Annotated in this window: 19 protein-coding genes and 1 pseudogene; 17 read left to right on the top strand and 3 right to left on the bottom strand. The window is 36.4% G+C overall.

Going from position 1 to position 20,829, the window contains the following annotated elements; all coding sequences use genetic code 11:
• The first annotated feature begins 7 nt into the window (after positions 1-7).
• The 10 genes and pseudogenes from ACWPWS_RS01755 to ACWPWS_RS01800 all read left to right on the top strand — a co-directional run bounded on the left by ACWPWS_RS01755 (position 8) and on the right by ACWPWS_RS01800 (position 8,629).
• Positions 8-1,012, top strand: coding sequence for a bestrophin family protein (locus ACWPWS_RS01755; RefSeq protein ID WP_454045287.1), 1,005 nt, complete (start codon positions 8-10; stop codon positions 1,010-1,012).
• Between the two features lie 97 nt (positions 1,013-1,109).
• Entirely contained in the window at positions 1,110-2,723 is a 1,614-nt protein-coding gene (locus ACWPWS_RS01760) for a Na+/H+ antiporter (RefSeq protein WP_105680677.1), read from the top strand.
• A 219-nt stretch (positions 2,724-2,942) separates the two neighbouring features.
• A complete protein-coding gene (locus ACWPWS_RS01765; RefSeq protein ID WP_454045288.1) occupies positions 2,943-3,368 on the top strand; it encodes an SRPBCC family protein in 426 nt (141 codons plus the stop codon).
• Complete coding sequence (locus ACWPWS_RS01770) at positions 3,369-3,878, top strand: GNAT family N-acetyltransferase (RefSeq protein WP_454045289.1); 510 nt, start codon at positions 3,369-3,371, stop codon at positions 3,876-3,878.
• Positions 3,875-4,258: a VOC family protein gene (locus tag ACWPWS_RS01775; protein ID WP_454045290.1), complete on the top strand. Its 384-nt coding sequence runs from the start codon at positions 3,875-3,877 to the stop codon at positions 4,256-4,258. Before ACWPWS_RS01770 ends, ACWPWS_RS01775 begins: the two co-directional genes overlap by 4 nt.
• A 35-nt stretch (positions 4,259-4,293) precedes the next feature.
• Positions 4,294-5,316: a glutaminyl-peptide cyclotransferase gene (locus ACWPWS_RS01780; RefSeq protein ID WP_209783939.1), complete on the top strand. Its 1,023-nt coding sequence runs from the start codon at positions 4,294-4,296 to the stop codon at positions 5,314-5,316.
• Between the two features lie 102 nt (positions 5,317-5,418).
• Positions 5,419-6,441, top strand: a pseudogene (locus ACWPWS_RS01785) (glutaminyl-peptide cyclotransferase).
• A gap of 145 nt (positions 6,442-6,586) precedes the next feature.
• Complete coding sequence (locus tag ACWPWS_RS01790) at positions 6,587-7,549, top strand: hypothetical protein (protein WP_454045291.1); 963 nt, start codon at positions 6,587-6,589, stop codon at positions 7,547-7,549.
• 27 nt (positions 7,550-7,576) lie between these two features.
• Complete coding sequence (locus ACWPWS_RS01795; protein WP_002977952.1) at positions 7,577-8,191, top strand: deoxynucleoside kinase; 615 nt, start codon at positions 7,577-7,579, stop codon at positions 8,189-8,191.
• Positions 8,192-8,278: 87 nt separating this feature from the next.
• A complete protein-coding gene (locus ACWPWS_RS01800) occupies positions 8,279-8,629 on the top strand; it encodes an arsenate reductase family protein (protein ID WP_105680672.1) in 351 nt (116 codons plus the stop codon).
• Between the two features lie 39 nt (positions 8,630-8,668).
• Here the strand turns inward: ACWPWS_RS01800 and ACWPWS_RS01805 are convergent, their stop codons facing one another.
• The 3 genes from ACWPWS_RS01805 to ACWPWS_RS01815 all read right to left on the bottom strand — a co-directional run bounded on the left by ACWPWS_RS01805 (position 8,669) and on the right by ACWPWS_RS01815 (position 10,219).
• Positions 8,669-9,139 carry a hypothetical protein gene (locus tag ACWPWS_RS01805; protein WP_454045292.1) on the bottom strand — a complete coding sequence of 157 codons (471 nt, stop codon included), beginning with the start codon at positions 9,137-9,139 and terminating at the stop codon, positions 8,669-8,671.
• A 62-nt stretch (positions 9,140-9,201) separates the two neighbouring features.
• Positions 9,202-9,507: a DUF493 family protein gene (locus ACWPWS_RS01810; RefSeq protein WP_209783942.1), complete on the bottom strand. Its 306-nt coding sequence runs from the start codon at positions 9,505-9,507 to the stop codon at positions 9,202-9,204.
• Between the two features lie 40 nt (positions 9,508-9,547).
• On the bottom strand, positions 9,548-10,219 hold the full coding sequence (locus tag ACWPWS_RS01815) for a DUF4197 family protein (protein WP_454045293.1): 672 nt from the start codon (positions 10,217-10,219) through the stop codon (positions 9,548-9,550).
• Between the two features lie 365 nt (positions 10,220-10,584).
• On the opposite strand from ACWPWS_RS01815, the gene ACWPWS_RS01820 reads away from it, so the two are divergent.
• The 7 genes from ACWPWS_RS01820 (at position 10,585) to ACWPWS_RS01850 (ending at position 20,584) form a co-directional block, all read left to right on the top strand.
• The gene (locus ACWPWS_RS01820; RefSeq protein ID WP_454045294.1) at positions 10,585-13,434 is read left to right on the top strand and encodes a SusC/RagA family TonB-linked outer membrane protein; all 2,850 of its coding nucleotides are present in this window, start codon (positions 10,585-10,587) and stop codon (positions 13,432-13,434) included.
• Positions 13,435-13,437: 3 nt separating this feature from the next.
• On the top strand, positions 13,438-14,889 hold the full coding sequence (locus tag ACWPWS_RS01825; protein ID WP_454045295.1) for a RagB/SusD family nutrient uptake outer membrane protein: 1,452 nt from the start codon (positions 13,438-13,440) through the stop codon (positions 14,887-14,889).
• Positions 14,890-14,965: 76 nt separating this feature from the next.
• On the top strand, positions 14,966-16,360 hold the full coding sequence (locus ACWPWS_RS01830) for a glucoamylase family protein (RefSeq protein WP_209783946.1): 1,395 nt from the start codon (positions 14,966-14,968) through the stop codon (positions 16,358-16,360).
• Positions 16,361-16,438: 78 nt separating this feature from the next.
• Positions 16,439-17,149 carry a carboxylesterase family protein gene (locus ACWPWS_RS01835; RefSeq protein WP_454045296.1) on the top strand — a complete coding sequence of 237 codons (711 nt, stop codon included), beginning with the start codon at positions 16,439-16,441 and terminating at the stop codon, positions 17,147-17,149.
• Positions 17,150-17,233: 84 nt separating this feature from the next.
• Complete coding sequence (bglX, locus tag ACWPWS_RS01840; RefSeq protein WP_209783948.1) at positions 17,234-19,561, top strand: beta-glucosidase BglX; 2,328 nt, start codon at positions 17,234-17,236, stop codon at positions 19,559-19,561.
• A gap of 91 nt (positions 19,562-19,652) precedes the next feature.
• The gene (locus tag ACWPWS_RS01845; protein WP_209783949.1) at positions 19,653-20,051 is read left to right on the top strand and encodes a hypothetical protein; all 399 of its coding nucleotides are present in this window, start codon (positions 19,653-19,655) and stop codon (positions 20,049-20,051) included.
• A 122-nt stretch (positions 20,052-20,173) separates the two neighbouring features.
• Positions 20,174-20,584, top strand: coding sequence for a hypothetical protein (locus tag ACWPWS_RS01850; protein WP_209783950.1), 411 nt, complete (start codon positions 20,174-20,176; stop codon positions 20,582-20,584).
• Positions 20,585-20,829 lie beyond the last annotated feature (245 nt).

Consider the following 20,829-nt stretch of genomic DNA (forward strand, 5'->3'; position numbering starts at 1 on the left):
AACACTTATGCATTCAGGAAAAAGATTCGGAGCCAGAGAGTTCATTATCTGGACAAGACGGAGCATTTACGCCTTGGTTGTATTATCAGCCATTCCTACCGTCCTGTATTTTTTAGGCTGGAAGTTTCTTTCCGTTCCATGGCAGCCGATTGCCATTATGGGAACAGCTGTTGCCTTTATTGTCGGATTTAAAAACAATGCCAGCTACAGCAGGCTCTGGGAAGCAAGACAGATCTATGGAGCGATTATTAATGACAGCCGTAGTTTTGGATATATCCTGAGAGATGCGCTGATTTCTAAAGATCCGGGTAAAGTAAAAGAGATGTTTCTTCGTCATTATGCATGGCTTACCGCCTTGAGATTTCAGCTTCGGGAGCCGAGAGCATGGGAAAATATGGGGACAGATCAGTTTGATGAATATGCCAGAAAGTATGACATTCCGGAGAGGTTGTCCAAACTGGATGAAGAATTGAAAAAATACCTTTCCGAACCTGAACTTCAGTATATTTTAAGCAAAAAGAACAGGGCTACCCAACTGATGGCGAAGCAGAGTAAAGCGTTGTCTGAAGCCTATGAAAAAGGAGAACTGAATGATTTTCAATGGACACGGATCAATCAGCAACTGATAAAGTTTACCGATGACCAGGGAAAAGCGGAAAGAATTAAAAATTTTCCATACCCGAGAAATTTCTCTTCCATCACCACATACCTTTTGCTTTTATTCATTGTTTTTGTGCCTTTCGGATTACTGAAAGAACTTGATAAATTAGGAGACGGAACAGTAGTAGAAGGATGGACTTTATGGTTTAATATTCCGTTTTCTTTATTGGTTACATGGTGCTTTCATACATTAGACAGCGTAGGAGAGGCCTCTGTTAATCCATTCGAAGGAAGTCCCAATGATGTGCCGATTACCCAGATCAGCCGTACTATAGAAATTGATATGAGAGATATGCTGGATGAATCTGATCTTCCGCCGGCAATCACACCGAAGAATAATATTGTTCTGTAATTAAATAGAGAATTAAAAGATTTCCGCTGATATCAATCAATCCAACGGAATACATTATTTAATTAAATTAAAAAAATACTTAAAAAACTTACTTAAAATGATTCACAGCTATGTTATAATATCTATTGCAGTACTGCTGTCTGTGATGATATTGGTAATGATCGGCCAGAAATTAAAAGTTGCTTACCCAATTTTCCTCGTTATTGCAGGATTGCTGATCAGCTTTGTGCCGGGAATGCCACGTATTGAAATAGAACCAGATCTTGTTTTCCTTATTTTCCTGCCGCCTATCTTGTTTGAAGCCGCTTGGTTTACTTCATGGCAGGACTTTCATAAATGGAGAAAGCAGATTTTTTCAATGGCTTTCGGATTGGTGTTTTTAACATCCATCGTTGTAGCTTACCTTTCATCTTCTATTATTCCTGGGCTTACTGTGGCAATGGGGTTTTTATTGGGTGGTGTAAACTCCCCGCCAGATGCAGTGGCGGCTACTTCAGTATTAAAGCATATGAAAATTCCCAAAAAGATTACTAATATTCTGGAAGGGGAAAGTCTGATCAATGATGCTTCCAGTTTAATTGTGTTTAAATTTGCTCTGGCTGCCGTTATTTCAGGACAGTTCATTTGGAGAGATGCTGTTCAGGATTTCTTTACCATGGCTATCGGAGGGATTGCAGTAGGAGTGGCAGTAGGTTTTCTGTTTGGAGCTTTACTAAGGATTATTCCAACCAACTCTAATATAGATACCATTATTACCCTTATTGTACCTTACATTATGTATGTGGGGGCAGAGCATTTCCATTTTTCAGGAGTACTGGCAGTGGTTGCGGGAGGACTGTTGATGTCATATAATTCTCATTGTTATTTGAGTCATACCTCAAGGATACAGTCAGGGAATGTATGGAGTGTTCTGATATTCCTGATGAATACCATCATTTTCATTCTGATTGGTTTAGAACTTCCGATTGTAGTGGAAGGGATGAAAGAATACACTATTTCAGAAGGTATTTTCTACAGTGTTGTCATTGGTGGAGCGATTATCGGAACAAGAATTCTGTACAGTTATGCATTGATGTATTTCCCCAGAGTCTGCTCCAAAGAATTGCGGTTAAAAGTTCCAAAACCGGACTGGCGGGAACCATTTATCATCAGTTTTGCAGCCATGAGAGGAGTCGTTTCACTGGCAGCGGCCTTATCGATTCCTGCTTTTTTACCAAACGGAGAGGCATTTCCACACAGAAATATTATTTTATTTGTAACTTTTGTTATCATATTGATTACCCTGGTAGGGCAAGGTTTATTGCTAAGCCCAATTCTGAAATTATTAAATATCCAGGATGCCGGAAGCGAATTACCGGAAGAAAAACAGGAAGTTATTCTTATGCGTAAACTGAAAGAAACAGCATTGCATAAACTGGATAATGACTTCTCTGAGCTGGCAGTCACAAACAGTCTGGTTCGCCATCAAAAACATAAGCTGGAAAATGAAATGATGCTGATGGCAGATAAAGCCCAATGTATGGCCTCTACTGGAGATTATGTAACGGCCATTAATGAAAACAAAGATGTCTTACGACAGATCATTCAGGCACAGAGAAACGAACTGCACAGAATGAAAAGAGAAAAGATATTTGATGATCACGTCATGAGAACCATTGAAATGCAGCTGGATTTTGATGAAGCAAAGATCACTGGTTTTTCACATGGATAATTAAAAAATAAGCCACAAAAGTCACAAAAGAATATTGACTGAAGAAGCCCGAATGGTGAAAAGATCACAAAATGAAAATCGTTAGATTTTAATGACTTAAGTGTGCTCTTCATGAGTATAAACTTAAGCTTTAAACCATTAAGAGATGAAACTTTTGTGACTTTTGTGGTTAAATATTACGGACAAAATGTGTACATTTAAACATAGTAAACCTATAATATGAGTACACCAATCATTGTTCAGTTCACAATAAATGCTCCGATAGAAAAAGTCTGGAAAGCATTAACCGATAAAAATGAAATGAAATCCTGGTATTTTGATATCCAGGATTTTGTATTGGAAACAGGCACGGAATTTAATTTCTATGAACCCGGAGGAGCCAATAAATATCACCATCAGGGGCAAATCTTAGAAGTAATTCCTAATCAGAAATTGAAACATACTTGGTCTTATCCTGATTTTTCAGCATTGAAGACCATTGTAACCTGGGAATTACTGCCTGAAGATGGATCAACTTTAATAAAGCTGACTCATGAAGACATTGAAAACTTCAAAGACTTGGGAGAAGGCTTTTCAAGAGAAAATTTTACAGAAGGCTGGAATACTATTTTAGGACAGAGTTTAAAAGAATATTTAGAAAAATAAATGATGATCACCCTACTTCCATTTACCATTCAGGATGCTCCTCAGTTGATTTCAAAGATAAAAGACGAAAGAATGCTTCTTCAGTTTGCCGGACCTGTATACCGCTTTCCTCTCACAGAAGAACAGCTGGAGGCCGATTTGAATGATGAAAAAAGAACCCTGTTTAAAATTTCAGATGATGACGGAAATACAATCGGGCATGCTCAGATTTTTTTAAAAGAAAAGACATTCCTGCTGGGAAGAATTCTGATCTGGGATGAAAACAACAGAGGAAAAGGATATGGCAAAAAAGTAATGCTGGAACTCCTGAAATATGGTTTCAGTCATTTTGATAAAGAAACCGCAGAACTGAACGTCTACGACTGGAATACCGGAGCTATTGAATGTTACAGGAAAGTAGGCTTTGATTTTGATCCGGAGGTTAAAAGCGAAGCCAGGATTGATAAGGAAACATGGGTTTCTCTAAACATGAAAATCAATAAAAATACTTTTAAACTGCAGGAATCATGATACAGTTTACCACATTTCGTCCCGTTCTATGGACAGAAAATCTTGATGAAACCATAGGATTCTATAGTCATGTTCTGGGGTTTACTTTGATGGGCAGGAATGATGAATGGCAATGGGCTTCACTTCGTAAAGATGAAATATACATTATGCTGTCTCAGCCTAATCAACATGAAGCGAATACATCCATCGGTTTTTCCGGTTCGTTTTATTTCAATGTAAATAAAGTGGACGACCTTTGGGAAGATCTTAAAACAACAGCCAAAATATGCTATGAGATTGAAACTTTTGAGTGGGGAATGAGAGAATTTGCCATCTATGACAACAATGGCTATATATTACAATTTGGTGAACCTGTAGATAATATTGGCACTACGGAATAAAATTTGCTATTTTTGGAGAAATATTTAGAAATTCAATGAAAAAAAATATAATAGCGGGTTTAGCAGCGATTTTATTACTGGCGTCTTGTAATAAGGATAAAGAAATTCTTAATACACTGAACACCTATAATACTTCAATGGAGGCGAAAGGATATCATTTCGGAGATAAGCTTGAGCTTCCGAAAGAGGTAACAGAAAATGCAGAAAGCGTAACCATCAGCTTTGGAGATAAAGAAACAACAGATTTAACAATTGATCCTAAATTTTTTACATTGGGTGATAATGCGGTTACATTCAATGTCAAAACAAAAGGAGGTGAAGTCCTGAATCAGGATGCAACGATCAATGTATTTGCAAAAAATCCGGAAAAAAATATTGCTTATCAGATTGTAGCAGAATATCCGCACGATCCTAAAAACTTTGTACAGGGATTCCAGGTGGAAGGAAATACCATCTATGAAAGTGACGGGCAGAACGGATCTTCACAGATTTTAAAGTACACATTGGGTACAACAACTCCGCTTGCGTCTACCAAACAGGCTCAGGAAGATTTTTCTGAAGGGAGCACTATTGTTGGCGATAAAGTTTATCAGTTGACATGGCAGAGCAAAAAAGGATATATCTATGATAAAAGCTCTTTAAAACTGCTTTCAGAATTTGCTTATCCAAATGTATTAGGCGAAGGCTGGGGATTGACCTATGACGGGAAAAGTCTGATTGCTTCTGATGGAAGTAAGCTTTTGTATTTCCTTGATGTAAATGATCCTTCGAAACTGATTAAATATATTGCTGTTGCCGGAAGTTCTCAGGCGTATGACCAACTGAACGAACTGGAATACCACAACGGATTTATCTATGCCAACGTATGGCAGAAGCCGATCATTTTGAAGATTAATCCTGCCAATGGAGAAGTAGTAGGAACTTTTGACTTCACAGACATTGCCAAACAGAACACTAAAGGAAGTGATGATGTACTCAACGGAATTGCTTTCAAAGGAGATAATATGCTGGTTACAGGAAAGAACTGGCCAAAGATTTACGAAGTTCAGATCAAATAATCTGATGCTATTGATAAAAAGAAGAAGTAGCGCTCCCTTGGGGGCGTTATTTTCGTTTTGAGGATTAAAATTTAGTATTTTTGGCAAATGATTAATACCTTTATGAAGCGAAACATTAACATTGGTTTTGCAGCAGTTCTATTACTCGTCTCTTGCAGTAACAAGGAAAAAATGCTTGATTCTCTTGCGGATTATAACAACTCAAAAGAAGAAAAAGGCTATCATTTCGGAGATAAAATTGAATTGCCGGAAGAAATTACAGCAAATACAGAAAGTATAGCCGTCAGTTTCAGAGGTAAGGAAACGACAGATTTAACGATTGATCCTAAATTTTTCACACTGGGAGATAACAAGGTCATCTTTATCATCAAAACAAAAAAAGGTGAAGTCCTGAACCAGGATGCTACCATTAATGTATTTACCAAAACTCCGGAGCAGAATATTCCCTATAAAATAGTTGCTGATTATCCTCACGATCCTAAAAACTTTATCGAAGGTTTTGTTGTGGAAGGAAATACAGTATATGAAAGTGACGGAATGAAAGGAGCCTCACAGCTTATAAAATATACGTTAGGATCATCTGTGCCCAAAATCATGGCAAAGCAGCCCGCTGAAATTTTCTCTGAAGGATGTGCGATTGTTGGAGATAAAATATATCAGCTGACTTATCAAAATAAAATTGGTTTTATTTACGATAAAAATACCTTGAAAAAAATATCCCAATTTCCACTTCCCAACGTCATTGGAGAAGGCTGGGGACTGACATATGATGGGAAAAACCTGATTGCAACCGATGGTTCAAAAAATTTTTATTTTCTGGATGTAAATGATCCGTAAAAAGTAGTAAAACCCGTTTTGGTTGGGGGAAATACCAAAATTTATGACCATCTAAATGAACTTGAATATCACAACGGTTTTATATATTCCAATGTTTGGCTTAAGCCGGTGTTTCTAAAGATTAATCCCGCCAATGGAGAAGTCGTGGGAACTTTTGATTTCACAGAAATTGCAAAACAGAATACCAAAGGAAGTGATGATGTATTAAACGGAATTGCTTTTAAAGGAGATAATATGCTCGTAACAGGAAAAAACTGGTCCAAAATATACGAAGTGGCTTTTAAATAAAATTTATTGTATTTTTCTTTAAAACACTTCTTTTTATCCAGAAGATGGTCTCGATTTTGATTAAGTTCAAAGAAGATTCTACCAGATTTTATCATCTTTTCGATGAAATTATTTTTCAGTAAATTGTCCCCATTAAAAAAACAGAGTGAAGTTTTTAAACTTAATATTTTTTTTCCTTTTCTGTACAGCTTCAGCGCAGAATATTCTTCCTTTAGATACTTTGAAACTAAAGGAAGCGAAAGATATGCTAGCCGATGACTATGGAAATCTGTATATCTATAAAAACAAAGATTTTAGTTTTACCAAATACGATTCTTTAGGAAAGCAGATTGGAAAAATGATGCTTACCGTTCCATACAAAGTGCAGAACGTACAAAATCCTCTGAATGTACCTTTGTTTTCTGAAAATGCCCAGGAAATGAAATTTGTAGACCAGAATATGAATGAAATTCAAAGGTTGGATTTTAAACAGAAATTTGGTTTTATCAGAATGGCTTATGCCGAAGACCTGCAGCAGCTATGGCTTTTGGATGACAGTACAAAACGTTTGATACAGTACAATTTCAGGAATGATACAACCATTAATTCCTATCCATTTGACATCAGTTTTGAAGATTTAATGGATATGCTGGTTTATGAAAATAAGGTGTATGTCTTAACAAGAAAACATATCAGGATTTACAGCCTGAAATTTGAAAAACTGTTTGAAGCCCCATTGGAAAACGGAAAACGGTTTCGAAGAGAAAATGATGTTATTCTGGTTGTAGCCACTAATTTCATTTCACAATACGTTCCGGAAAAAGGAATGGAGACTGTTTTTGAAGATCAGGAAGCGCAAATTGTGGATAAAAACATCCTCTCTTATTTTGCAATCAAAGGGAACAAACTCTATCTTTACAGCCTTGAAAAAGTAAAGAAAGCCAAACAGCAAAAACAGCTCGAAGCTCAGCCGGAACCTCTGCAGCAGTCTACAGATAAACCAGTAGAAACAACTGAGGAAAAATCGAATGAGAATACGGTAGAGAAACCTTCAGACAATACCTTACAGAAATTGATTGAAGATACTTCTAAAGTTCAGACTGAAGCCATCGAAAAACTTATCAACTAATCAGTAAATACAAGGAAAAAGAATATTATGCATATTGCGGTTACAGGAAACATCGGAGCAGGAAAAACAACTTTGACAACGATGCTTTCCAAGCATTACGGATGGGATGCACAATTTGAAGATGTAGATCATAATCCTTATCTGGAAGATTTTTATTCAGATATGAGCAAATGGAGTTTTGCATTGCAGGTGTATTTCCTGGGAAGCAGATTCCGTCAGGTAAAGGAGATCAGGGAAAGTGGTAAAAACATTATTCAGGATCGAACGATTTATGAAGATGCTCATATTTTTGCAGAGAACCTGAATGATATGAATCTTCTTTCAGACAGGGATTTCAATAACTATTCATCAGTTTTTGATTTGATGAAATCTTTTGTATCTGCTCCTGATTTGCTGATCTATTTAAAATCAGATGTACCCAATCTGGTTAAAAAAATCTATAAGAGAGGTCGTGAATATGAAGCATCTATCAGTATTGAATATCTTTCAAAACTGAATCAGAAATATGAAAAATGGATTTCCAATTACACGGAAGGAAAACTTTTGATTGTTGAAGTGGATGATCTCGATTTTGTAGAAAAACCGGAAGATTTCGGATTTATTCTGGAGAAAATTGAGGCAGAATTGCATGGTTTGTTTTAACATATTTTTATCAGAATATTAAGACATACTCAGGGTAATTCTTTTTAAATTTGTTTAGATCAAGTTTAATTATTGAATAATTATATCATGGTAGTTAAAGTATTACATAACGGAAACTGTTCAAAGTCAAATGCTGTGCTGGAGTATCTTGACGAAAACGGAGTGCCTTTCGAAATCATCAATATTGTTGAAGATCCGTTAAGCCCTCTTGAGATCAGAACGGTGCTTAAGAAGTTGAACCAGAGTGTCTTCCATATTATCCGTAAAGCAGATAAGCTGTATATAGAAAACTATGCAGATAAAAACTATTCAGAAGAAGAATGGATAAAAATTCTTTCTGAAAATCCTTCTTTGATACAAAGACCAATTCTGGTGAAAGGCTCGGTAGCAATGCTGGGAAGGCCTATTGAAAATGTAAAATTCTTTATTGAAAAATAAGTAAAAAATCCGTTCTGTGTAAGAGCGGATTTTTTTATGTTATTGGGTTTCTGTTTTCTTAGGTCCGTTGATCACATTATATAAAGCTTCCAGCTCTTTTGGAGGATTCCCGGAATCAAAATCTGAAGATGTATACTCCTTTCCGCCAGAGATAATGATCATAGAGGCTATCATTGCCCGGTCAGAATGTCTGCCTGTAGTAGGAGCTTTAAGATCTGATATCTTGGATAAATCAATATTTCCTGCCAGTTGGGAAACTGCCTGCCATTCTGCAGGAGATAGCTTGGTATTCGTGATCTCTTCGTTGATATTGGATGCTTTTGAGGAAGGAGTAACAACAATGCTTCTGCTGAATCCTCTTGTTCTTTCTATTAATTGAACCTGTTCAATCTTTTGTTGTTGAACTGCAGTGGTGATATTCGATGAGGTATTTTCGCTGTTGTTTTTATGAATACAGCTTGTGGAAGTGACCGCCAGGGTAGTGCTCAATAAGATCAGTGGGATGTTCATTCTGTTTTTGTTTATTTCATATAATAAAAAACCGCCTCATTACTATGAAACGGTTGGTGTTTTTACAATAGAATAACGCCTTCTATTTTGGCTACTTCTTTATAAATATTCACTACCTGATTGGCATCCAGAACAAATGCATTAATATTGCAGGCTGTGTATTTTCCATTTTTGCTTTCGCGGTTTCCCAGGGTAAATTTAATACCATCAAAAACTTTGTAAATTTCAGTAAGTTTCGCCTTGTCTGTAGGAATAATAAATTTAAATAAATAATCTTCCGGAAAATCGTGATGATCCTCCAGTTTCTCCTTTAAAGACTGATAAAAATCTTCAGGACTTGCGTGTTGATTTCCTTGTAATATATCCATCTGCAATTGTTAATATAATATAAATATAACGAAATTTTTCCTATTTTCCAAATGGTCCCAGCAGAGACTTGGAGTTCTGGTGTTCATAATCTTCGATAATGTTGAATAATCCATTCACCAGCTGTTCAGAAGCAAGTTTACTCAATCCTCCTGAATTGACTGTATTGTTATTGCCTCCTAAAAGACTGCCCAGAAAATTACTTCCTGATAATGCAGTATTAATGGTTTTTACAATTCCATATTCATTCAGTTTTTCATCTACTTTGGGAGCAATAGCAGCAATAAGCTGTTGAGATGTTTTTTCCTTTAGAATCTGTGTAGCGGTGGTTCCCTCCATAATTCTTGTAACATCCTGAGCGTTCAGGCTGTTTACAGCATCCTGTAAAATAGGTTTTGAAGTATTCACAGTGTAAGCTGCTGCCTGTGCTATATAATCTCTTTCTTTGGCTACCAGGGAAGGCGCAATTTTTTCCAATGTAGAATTGATATCTCTCAGCTCTTTAGGAAGCGCTTTGTCTACCATATTATTCTGTAAAAACGCTTCTTTATTTCCGTAAATACCCATTCCTTTATCAATACCATTGAGCAGGATTCTTTTAATAATAGAAAGCCCCATGTCTGATGTAGCCAGTGACGTGCATGATTGTACACTGGTAGTAATAACAGCACCGGTCCCGATGATAAGAGCGGCTGCCATGATATATTTTTTCATTGATCTTTTTATTATGTATTTCTAAGATGCTTTTGTCAAAAACTGCACCAAAGGTAATTACTATTCTCTATTTAACAAAATATTAAAGTGAGTGCGTGATTTGGTGAATTTTTTTGCCTAAAATAGTAATTTAACATTGATGAAATAATGAAAAATTGATAGTTATATTGAGTATAAAATTATAAAACTTGAATATTTATCATTTTTGATTTAATAAAAAAGGATGATTTTTAAATATTTAAGATAATTTAACATTGTTCAATATTTTTTATATTTTTGGCTAATGTCTTTTTTTGAGATTTTAAATAACTCCACTATTTAAAGACAAAATTGAATTTGATTTATTTGAATAAAATTGAAACTATATGAAACAAAGTAATTTAAAGTATCCATGTCTCATTGCCGTTTTGTACTTCGGTATGAATGTGAATGCACAGGTTACACAGGATTCTGCTAAAGTCCAGAAGATCGACGAAGTCGTGATGATTGGATATGGTAGTCGTAAAAAAGTAGATAACACTACTTCTATTAGTTCTATCAGTGCAGACGAAGTAACTAAAACTAAAGTATTGAATGCATCACAGGCCATTCAGGGTAAAGCAGCCGGAGTACAGGTAATTGCTTCTGACGCACCAGGATCTACTCCTACAGTGATGATCAGAGGACTTGGTACTGTACTAGGAGGAAGAACACCTTTGTATGTAGTTGATGGAATGTTTACTGATAACATCAACAATATCAACTCTAATGATATTCTGACATATGACATATTGAAAGATGCTGCAGCATTGGCTATATATGGTAACAGAGCCGCTAACGGGGTAATCATTATTACTACAAAATCTGGTAGAGGAAAGCTAAGCGTTTCTTATGATGGATTGGTTGGATTTAGAACTCCTTTAAAAACCATCAAAATGGCTAACGGATCTGAATTTGCCAATTATAATAATGCGGGTAAAGCCAGTAATTATTTGAATCCTAATCAGCCATACGATACTGATTGGTTTAAAGAAATTACAAGAACAGGGATTTACAACCAACATAACTTATCTATTTCCGGATCTTCAGAAGTTGCAAAATACTTTTTAAGTTTAAGCAATTACGATGAACAATCTATCCTTAAAGGAACAAACTATAACAGGACTACAGTAAGAACAAATAACGAGTTCAGAATTACCAAAGGTATCAGATTAGCTCAGACTTTAAGTGCTACCTTTACCAATGATACTCCTAAATCGTATGGAGCTTTTACTAATGCTTATAAACAATCACCATTAGTTCCTGTATATTACCCTAATGGAAAATATGGTCAGCCTATTTACAATAAGACTACCGGAAATATTGATTATGAAGGAGGAAGATTTAATAACGTAGGTAACCCTGTGATGCAGCTTGCTTACGATAATCAAAGAGGTAGAAATTTCTTATTACAAGGTGGATTAAAACTGGATATAGATATCTATAAAGATTTAAAATTTACTTCTCAGTTTAGTGGAGAGTATGGTAATTATAAATACTATAATTTTGTAAATTCAAAATCTTTCTGGTTAGATAGTGATCCGATGAGAACGGAAAACCAATACTCGGCTACATCACCACTAACAAGGTTAACCAATAAAAGTCAGAACTATTTCAACTGGTTGCTCAATAATTATTTAACATATACAAAGAAAATTGAAAACCATGATATTGAAGTTGTTGTAGGTACAGAAGCTTCGGTAAAGAATGGTCTGGAGACTTTAATTATCAACAGAAAAGATGTTCCTGTTTCAAAAGATTACTGGAACCTTAGCGGAGTTGATTACTATGGTAACCTGTATAGTGATAGTGATACAAAAGCTCTTGAATCAATAAAAGGAAACAGAAATACTACAATTTCTTATTTCGGAAGATTCCAGTATAAATTCATGAACCGTTACTTATTAAGCGGAACGATCAGAAGAGATGGCTCTTCTCAGTTTGCGGCTGGTAATAAGTGGGGTACATTCCCATCATTTGGTGCAGGTTGGGTTATCTCTGAAGAAAGCTTCATGAAAGATGGTTTCTTTGATCTGTTGAAGCTTAGAGGTGGATGGGGTAAAATTGGTAACCAGAATGTTCCTTTGAATTATTTACCACTATCAATGGGAGCAACTTACAATTATGCATTTGGAAGCTCACCAGTAAGTAATGGAGTAACTGTCAATAAAGGTTACGATCCAGGTTTAGGATGGGAAGTTACAGAAGAATCTTCTTTAGGATTGGATTTTGGTATCCTGGATAAAAGATTAACAGGTACTTTCGATATCTATAACAGAAAAACCAAAAATCTTATTTTGGGGGTGGTTCCATATATGGCAACCGGAATTTCTGATTTGAATTATTCACACATGGGAAGTGTTGTCAATAAAGGAGCTGAGGTAAGTCTGAATTGGGCTGATAAAGTAGGTGAAGATTTTACCTATTCAATTGGTGCCAATTATTCTTATAATAAAAACAAACTTGCCAGCATTGATCTTTCTAAGCCTGTTTCTCAAATTGTGGGAGGAAATCTTGGAAACGGACAGGATACAAAACTTTTCAATGCTAATGCAGTGGGATATGCATTAGGAAGTTTCTATTTATGGGAAGCAGATGGTTATGATGCAAACGGTAATCTGAAGTTTAAAGACTTAAATGGTAACGGTGTTACGGGAAGTGCAGATCCGGGAGACAGACGTTTCTTTGATTCTTACATACCAAAGTCAACGTTAGGAGTGAATATCTCAATGTCTTATAAAGACTGGGATTTTGCCCTTAGTGGGTACGGAGCTTTTGGATTTAAAGTATACAATGGTAAAAAAGCCCAAAGAAATGGGGGAGAAAATGTTGAAGCTTCTGTAGCAAATGATTTCTGGACACCTACAAACACTAATGCTGCCAATCCTGTAAATCCTGCAAATATTCCAATTGCATCAACGTTCTATTTAGAAAGCGGAGATTATTTCAGAATCAATAACATTTCGGTAGGTTATACATTTAAGAATTTAACTGATTACGTAAAATCAATTAAGCTTTATGTGAGTGCAATTAATCCTTTTGTGTTCCAGAAATACTCAGGATATTCTTCAGAATTATCCGGATATAATCCTGCGGATCCTACTGCAGAAGGAGATCCATATAAACGTGCAGGGGTAGAATTAGATGCTTACCCTACGTTGAGATCTTTTGTATTTGGTGTTAACCTTAATTTTTAAAAAATGAACAAGAAATATATCATAGCAGCTGCATTTTTAATTTTAGGAGCTGTTAACCAAAGTTGTAGTAATGACTTTATCGATGTGTCACCTACGGAAGCAATTCCTGAGGGTGCATTGGGTGAAATATACAATAATGATGCAGGAGCAAATAGTTTAGTTACGGCTATTTACGCTAAGTTTTTAGACTGGAATATGAGTACATTTGCGTGGATCGGGGTTACATCAATTGTTTCTGATGATGCAGATAAAGGTTCAAGTGCGAGTGATTCAGGTTCAGACAAAGATATTTTAGACGCTTTAACGTTTACACCTTCAACTCCATCATTTAAAGAGTTGTTTGCTTCTAACTATCAGGGTATTAATAGATGTAATCAAGCATTGAAATATCTTCCACAATTAGATAAAGCAGATCCTCAATTACGTGAAAGATTAACGGGGGAAGCTAAATTTCTAAGAGCATTCATGTATTTTACTTTAGTGAGATCTTTTGGAGGAGTTCCATTAGTAGACCATGTTCCTGTAACAGGAGTTGAAGCAGATAAATTAATGACGCTTACAAGAAAAAGTAAAGAAGAAATTTATACATTTATAGAAAAAGACCTTAAAGACGCTGCGGCAGTTTTGCCTTCTGGAACTGGAGGACAAAGAGCTACTAAAGGTGCTGCTCATGCACTTTTAGCTAAGGTGTATTTATATCAAAAAAAATGGCAGTTGGCTGTAGATGAAACCAATCAGGTTACAGGTTACTCATTAACCCCGGTTTTCCAGGATATTTATAAAGTTTCAGGAGAGAATAATGCTGAATCTATCTTTGAAATTAATGGGAGTGGAGGAACAGCAGGAAGAGCAATCCAACAGTATAGCCAGGTTCAGGGAGCCAGAGGTACTACAGGCTGGGGCTGGGGGTTTGCTACACCTACCCAAGGTTTGTATGATGCTTACTCTGCAACAGATTCAAGAAGAGATGTTACTATTATCCACAGAGATATGACATTATATGACGGTTATTATGTAGGTCCAAATACTGAAAATAAATTTTATAATTATAAAGCTTATTCTTCAAATTATAGAGATCAGGCATCAACAGACGTAAACATTCGTTATCTAAGATATGCAGAAGTATTATTAATAAGAGCTGAAGCAATGAACGAATTGGGACAAACATCTGCAGCTATTCCTTTCCTGAATCAGGTAAGAAACAGAGCTAACATTGGTAATACTCCTGCTTCTTCTCAGGCAGATGTAAGATCAGATATCTGGAAGCAAAGAAGGCTGGAATTGGCTTTTGAACATGACCGATGGTTTGACTTAGTAAGAACAGGTCAGGCTCAGGCTGCAATGGCTGCCGACGGAGGAAAAGTTTTCAAGGTTGGAAAGCACGAATTATTCCCACTTCCACAAGATTTTATTATGGAATCAGGTGGATTGTCGGCTCAAAACCCTGGATATTAAAAATAAATCATAAACATTAGAGGAGAATGAAAGTTCTCCTCTTCTTTTAGTTAGAAACCCTATAAAAAGAGATCTCATGAAAAGGAACGTATTATCAATGGCTATTACCTCTTTATTCTTTGTGTATTCCTGTAAAAATGCTCCCGTTGCCAAACAGGAAGCAGGAAAAGTTGAAGCAGTAAAAAGCAATATCACAGATGAACAACTGATGGATAGAGTACAGAAAGATGCTTTGAAGTATTTCTGGGACTATGCAGAGCCCAATTCAATGCTTGGGAGAGAGCGTTATCATGAAGACAATGTCTATCCGGATAATGATAAGCACGTGATTACTACAGGAGGCTCAGGATTTGGACTGGCAACCATTCTGGTAGGGGTAGAAAGAGGATTTGTTCCAAGAAAAGAAGCCGTGAAAAGACTTACCCACATCATGGATTTTCTTGCAAAGGCAGACCGTCATAAAGGAGCATGGTCACATTGGATCAACGGGGAAACTGGAAAGACCGTTCCTTTCGGAAAAAAAGATAATGGTGGTGATTTGGTGGAAACGGCATTCCTTACTTCAGGAATACTGATGGTTCGTGAATATTTTAAAAATGGAAGTGCCGAAGAAAAAGCCCTTGCCGCAAAATGTGATGAGCTATGGAAAGGAATCCAATGGAACTGGTATACAAAAGGAGGTCAGAAAGTTCTTTACTGGCACTGGTCACCGGATTACCAATGGGAAATGAATTTTCCTCTTGAAGGATATAATGAATGTCTGATCACTTATATTTTAGCAGCATCTTCACCTACCTATTCCATTGATGCGGAAACCTATTATAAAGGCTGGACCAGAAATGGAACCTACCTTACAGACAAAACAAAATACGGGTTACCCCTGTATGTAAAACACAATTATGCTGAAGAATATGGCGGACCGCTTTTCTGGGCGCAATATTCGTATATCGGACTTGATCCAACAGGATTATCCGATAAGCTTGTCAAAAACTACTTTGACGTCAATAAAAATCAAACCCTCATCGACTATAAATATTGCGTTGAAAATCCAAAACAATGGAAAGGTTATGGACCTAGCTATTGGGGACTTACAGCCGGTTATACCAGAAATGAGGATGGAAGCACAGGATACACCGCTCATATGCCTGGCAATAATGATAATGGAGTGATCACTCCTACAGCAGCCTTAAGCAGCTTTCCATATACGCCGAAAGAATCAATGGCGTTCCTGAGATTCATGTATACCCAGAAACCCGAATTTATAGGATCTGCAGGACCTTATGATGCCACTTCTGTTAATTATAACAATTGGTTTACCCCAAGATATCTTGCAATAGACCAGGGAACCATTGCTCCAATGGTTGAAAACTACAGATCTGGATTCCTTTGGAAGTTGTTTATGAATGCCCCGGAAATTCAGCAGGGATTAAAAAAACTAAGCTTCCAGTCAACCAAATATGGAATAAAATAATTCAATAGGAACGGGCTTTAGCTCGTTTAAATAAAAAAGGTCAAATCCGCTGGCTTTAGCCAAAACCTAAATAACAATATGAAACTAAAACTGAAATATATTCCTCTTTTACTATTGCCATTCTCATTACAACAAATGAATGCGCAGGAGATAAAAGGGGAACTCAATAAAGAAATTAAAAGACAGGAAAAAATATCTTATATTCTGGATTACCCACAGAATACAAAAGGGAATGTACCTTTGATTGTTTTTCTACACGGTTCAGGAGAACGTGGAACTAATCTGGATTTGGTAAAAGCTCACAGCCCGTTCACCTATAAAAATCTGATCAAAGAACCGGTGGCTGTTCTGGCACCTCAATGTCCGGAAGGAACATGGTGGGATACCGTTACCGTCTACAATCTGATCAAAGAAATTCAGAAGAAGTATAAAATTGATGCATCCCGCATTTACCTTACAGGACTTTCCATGGGAGGATGGGGAACTTTAAAGCTGGCCATGGAGCATCCGGAAATGTTTGCCGCTGTGGCTTCAGTTTGTGCCCCTACAGATCAGGTAATGACTGCTAATATTCATCAATTTAAGGATTTGAATATGAAAATATTTCATGGCGGCATGGATGATATTGTTTTGCCTGCTAATGCTTTTAATTTTTATCAAAAGCTGCATCCTGTAAATCCCACAGCAGAATTGGTTATCTTCCCGAATGACAATCATAATTCATGGGATTCAGCCTATTCAAACCCTGCGCTGTATGAATGGATGCTGTCAAAAAAGAAAGGAAAATAGCCTGACACACAGACAATGATTGAAAGATAAACCCATCGAATTAAAACTAAAAATATAAAAACAATAATTTAAGAAGATAGATTTATGAAAAAGTTAATTGTAATTGCCACTTTAGCATTAGCTCCTGTATTTTCTGCACAGGAAATGGTAACGAAGCCCGTTCAGTCTTATCAGACAGCTCAATATCAGGCTAAAAAGAAAGCTTTTGTAGATAATCTTTTATCTAAAATGACTTTGGATGAAAAGATCGGCCAGCTTAACTTACCAAGTTCAGGTGACTTTACCACAGGTCTGGCTAAAAGTTCAGATATCGGTAAAAAAGTTGAACAGGGTTTAGTAGGAGGATTATTTAATATAAAAGGAGCGGAAAAAATCAGAGCCGTTCAAAAAGTAGCAGTAGAAAACAGCCGTTTGAAAATTCCTTTGATTTTTGGGATGGATGTAATTCACGGTTATGAAACCACATTCCCGATTCCATTAGGTTTAGCCGCTTCATGGGACATGAATCTGATTCAGCAGTCAGCAAGAGTAGCAGCAAAAGAAGCATCTTCTGATGGAATCAACTGGACATTCTCTCCCATGGTAGACATTTCCCGCGAACCAAGATGGGGAAGAGTTTCCGAAGGTTCCGGTGAAGATCCGTATTTAGGAAGTGAAATTGCAAAAAACATGGTGTATGGTTATCAGGGTAAAGATTTATCTGTTGGAAACACCATTCTGGCCTGTGTGAAGCATTTTGCATTATATGGAGCAGGAGAATCGGGGAGAGATTACAATACGGTTGATATGAGCCACGTGAGAATGTTCAATGAATATTTCCCGCCTTATAAAGCCGCTGTTGATGCAGGAGTAGCTTCTGTGATGGCTTCTTTCAATGAAGTAGACGGTGTTCCTGCAACCGGAAGCAGATGGCTTCAAACTGAAGTTTTAAGAAATCAGTGGAAGTTTAAAGGCTTTGTGGTGACGGATTACACAGGGATCAATGAAATGGTTGATCATGGTATGGGAGATCTTCAGCAGGTTTCTGCACTGGCTCTGAAAGCAGGTGTTGATATGGATATGGTAGGAGAAGGTTTTTTAACAACATTAAAAAAATCTTTATCTGAAGGAAAAGTAACACAAGCTGAAATTGATCTGGCAGCCAAAAGAGTTCTTGAAGCAAAATATGACCTGGGATTATTTACAGATCCATACAAATATGGGGATGCAAAACTGGCGGCAAAAGAAGTTTACAACATGGAAAACAGAAATGTTGCAAGAAATGTTGCTGCTCAGTCTATGGTTTTAATGAAAAATGAAAATCAGGTACTTCCTTTGAAAAAATCAGGAACGGTTGCGGTCATTGGACCATTGGTAAACAATTCACTCAATATGGCCGGAACCTGGAGTGTTGCTGCAAAACATGATAAAGCTGTAAACCTGATGCAGGGTCTTCAGGCAAACTATGGTAAAGAGGTGAAATTCCTTTCTGCTAAAGGTGCCAATATTGATTATGATGCTAAATTAGAAGACATCTATGCTGCTCACGGTAAAAAAACAGACAGAGACAACCGTTCGAAAGAAGAATTGTTAAAAGAAGCTGTGGATGTTGCCAACAAAGCAGATGTTATTGTTCTCGCCATAGGAGAATCTGCAGAAATGAGTGGTGAATCATCTTCTAGAACTGAAATTACCATCCCTCAGTCTCAGGTTGACTTATTAAATGAACTAAAGAAAACCGGAAAACCAATTGCCATGGTTCTTTTTACAGGTCGCCCATTGGCTTTAACCAATGTAAAAGATACTCCTGATTCTATTTTGAACGCATGGTTTGCAGGATCTGAAGCAGGAAATGCAATTGCAGACGTTTTATTTGGAAAAGTAAATCCGTCCGGGAAACTTCCAATGACTTTCCCAAGAAGCCTGGGACAAGTGCCAATCTATTATAATGCTAAAAATACAGGTCGCCCATTAAGTCAGGAATTGACGGATAAATGTGAATACCAAAGATTCCGTTCAAACTATATGGACGAATGTAATACTCCATTGTATGCCTTCGGATATGGATTGAGTTATACGAAATTCAATTACTCTGATATGGCAGTTTCCAGTGCGAATCCAAAAGGAAATCAAACCGTTCAGGCATCTGTTACGGTAACCAATACCGGTAACTATGACGGAGCTGAGGTTGTTCAGCTTTATATCAGAGATATGGTGGGAACTATTACAAGACCGGTAAAAGAATTGAAAGGTTTCCAAAAAATATTTTTGAAAAAAGGAGAATCCAAAAAAGTTACTTTCGATATCACTCCTGAAACGCTTAAATTCTATAACGGAGATTTGAAATACGACTGGGAATCAGGTGAATTTGATATCATGATCGGAACCAGCTCTGATCAGGTTCAACATTCAAAAATTAACTGGACCAAGTAATAGAAGAAAAGTTGCTCACAGAATTGTGTATTATGTCTTTTTTGGCATGATTTTTAATAATACCTCGTGTAATTATTATATACAAATTGACATGAAAAAAACAATTTTATTAAGCACAATGTTCCTGGGTTCTTTAGCATTTGCACAGAAAGGAGTAATAAAAGGTGGTGACAAAGATGCGCACGGATGTATTGGTTCTGCAGGGTATACTTACTCTCAAATTAAGAAAGACTGTGTAAGAACTTTTGAACAGAAGATTAAGTTAACAGAAGTAGCTCCGAAAGAAAGCTATACTTCAATAGCTGCAGTTATTTTCAGTAAAGACATGAAAAAAGCTGAGGTTTTTGTAAAAGATGCCGGTGAAAGAAGTATTATCCTTACCAGAGCAGGAGGTAAAGCCAAAGCATGGAAAAAGGATGGTTACGTATTGGTTCCTTACAAAAAGAACGGTTATCAGCTTAAAAAAGATAATATCGTGATCTATCAGTAAGATCAGATTTCAAAAAATAAAAACCACTCGCAAGAGTGGTTTTTTTTGTACCTTAGGGAGAAATTAATTAATATCACATTTTTGGGATATTTTTAATCCATCAGAAAACAAAAATTTTATATATGAAAAAAATAATTTTACTCAGTGCCATGTTCCTTGGTTCATTTGTTTTTGCGCAAAAAAGTACTCCTGTTCTGGGAGGTGACAGAGATGTTCATGGTTGTATTGGTTCCGCGGGATATACCTATTCACAGTTAAAAAATGATTGTATACAAACTTTCAGGCAGAAAATAAAACTCAAAGAAGTAAATTCGGATAAAAGCTATACTTCAATGACAGCAATAATTTTCTCAAAAGACATGAAAAAAGCTGAAGTTTTTATTCCGGATGGAGCTGCAAAAAGCATTATCCTGAATAAAGAGGGAAAAGGAAAGGTCTGGAAAAGCGGTTCTCATATTAAAGACAGCTATGTTTTAACTCCATATAAAAAAAGCTACCAAATCAAGAAGAATGATGAAGTAATTTATCAGTAAGATTAAATTAAAAAATACGAAGCCACTCGGAAGAGTGGTTTTTTTGTGGACATAAATTAACGAAATGTCTATATCAATTCATATAGAAATTTAATACGACAAGTTTTGTCGCTTCAAGGAGATAGTTTTACATCAGAATAAGACTGAATTTACTATAAATAAAGAAAAGTAAATAATAAATAGTATGATTTACTGGATACCACATTAAAGTGATTTTGTGTCTTGAAAAGTATTAAATTCGCGAA

The organism is Chryseobacterium sp. Marseille-Q8038, from assembly GCF_965111995.1.

Coding starts and splice junctions, on each gene's coding strand:
- ACWPWS_RS01845 (WP_209783949.1), top strand. CDS start 19,653: ATGAAAAAAACAATTTTATTAAGCACAATGTTCCTGGGTTCTTTAGCA.
- ACWPWS_RS01765 (WP_454045288.1), top strand. CDS start 2,943: ATGAGTACACCAATCATTGTTCAGTTCACAATAAATGCTCCGATAGAA.
- ACWPWS_RS01800 (WP_105680672.1), top strand. CDS start 8,279: ATGGTAGTTAAAGTATTACATAACGGAAACTGTTCAAAGTCAAATGCT.
- ACWPWS_RS01830 (WP_209783946.1), top strand. CDS start 14,966: ATGAAAAGGAACGTATTATCAATGGCTATTACCTCTTTATTCTTTGTG.
- ACWPWS_RS01780 (WP_209783939.1), top strand. CDS start 4,294: ATGAAAAAAAATATAATAGCGGGTTTAGCAGCGATTTTATTACTGGCG.
- ACWPWS_RS01760 (WP_105680677.1), top strand. CDS start 1,110: ATGATTCACAGCTATGTTATAATATCTATTGCAGTACTGCTGTCTGTG.
- ACWPWS_RS01815 (WP_454045293.1), bottom strand. CDS start 10,219: ATGAAAAAATATATCATGGCAGCCGCTCTTATCATCGGGACCGGTGCT.
- ACWPWS_RS01805 (WP_454045292.1), bottom strand. CDS start 9,139: ATGAACATCCCACTGATCTTATTGAGCACTACCCTGGCGGTCACTTCC.
- ACWPWS_RS01825 (WP_454045295.1), top strand. CDS start 13,438: ATGAACAAGAAATATATCATAGCAGCTGCATTTTTAATTTTAGGAGCT.
- ACWPWS_RS01850 (WP_209783950.1), top strand. CDS start 20,174: ATGAAAAAAATAATTTTACTCAGTGCCATGTTCCTTGGTTCATTTGTT.
- ACWPWS_RS01795 (WP_002977952.1), top strand. CDS start 7,577: ATGCATATTGCGGTTACAGGAAACATCGGAGCAGGAAAAACAACTTTG.
- ACWPWS_RS01820 (WP_454045294.1), top strand. CDS start 10,585: ATGAAACAAAGTAATTTAAAGTATCCATGTCTCATTGCCGTTTTGTAC.
- ACWPWS_RS01755 (WP_454045287.1), top strand. CDS start 8: ATGCATTCAGGAAAAAGATTCGGAGCCAGAGAGTTCATTATCTGGACA.
- bglX (WP_209783948.1), top strand. CDS start 17,234: ATGAAAAAGTTAATTGTAATTGCCACTTTAGCATTAGCTCCTGTATTT.
- ACWPWS_RS01835 (WP_454045296.1), top strand. CDS start 16,439: ATGAAACTAAAACTGAAATATATTCCTCTTTTACTATTGCCATTCTCA.
- ACWPWS_RS01810 (WP_209783942.1), bottom strand. CDS start 9,507: ATGGATATATTACAAGGAAATCAACACGCAAGTCCTGAAGATTTTTAT.
- ACWPWS_RS01775 (WP_454045290.1), top strand. CDS start 3,875: ATGATACAGTTTACCACATTTCGTCCCGTTCTATGGACAGAAAATCTT.
- ACWPWS_RS01770 (WP_454045289.1), top strand. CDS start 3,369: ATGATGATCACCCTACTTCCATTTACCATTCAGGATGCTCCTCAGTTG.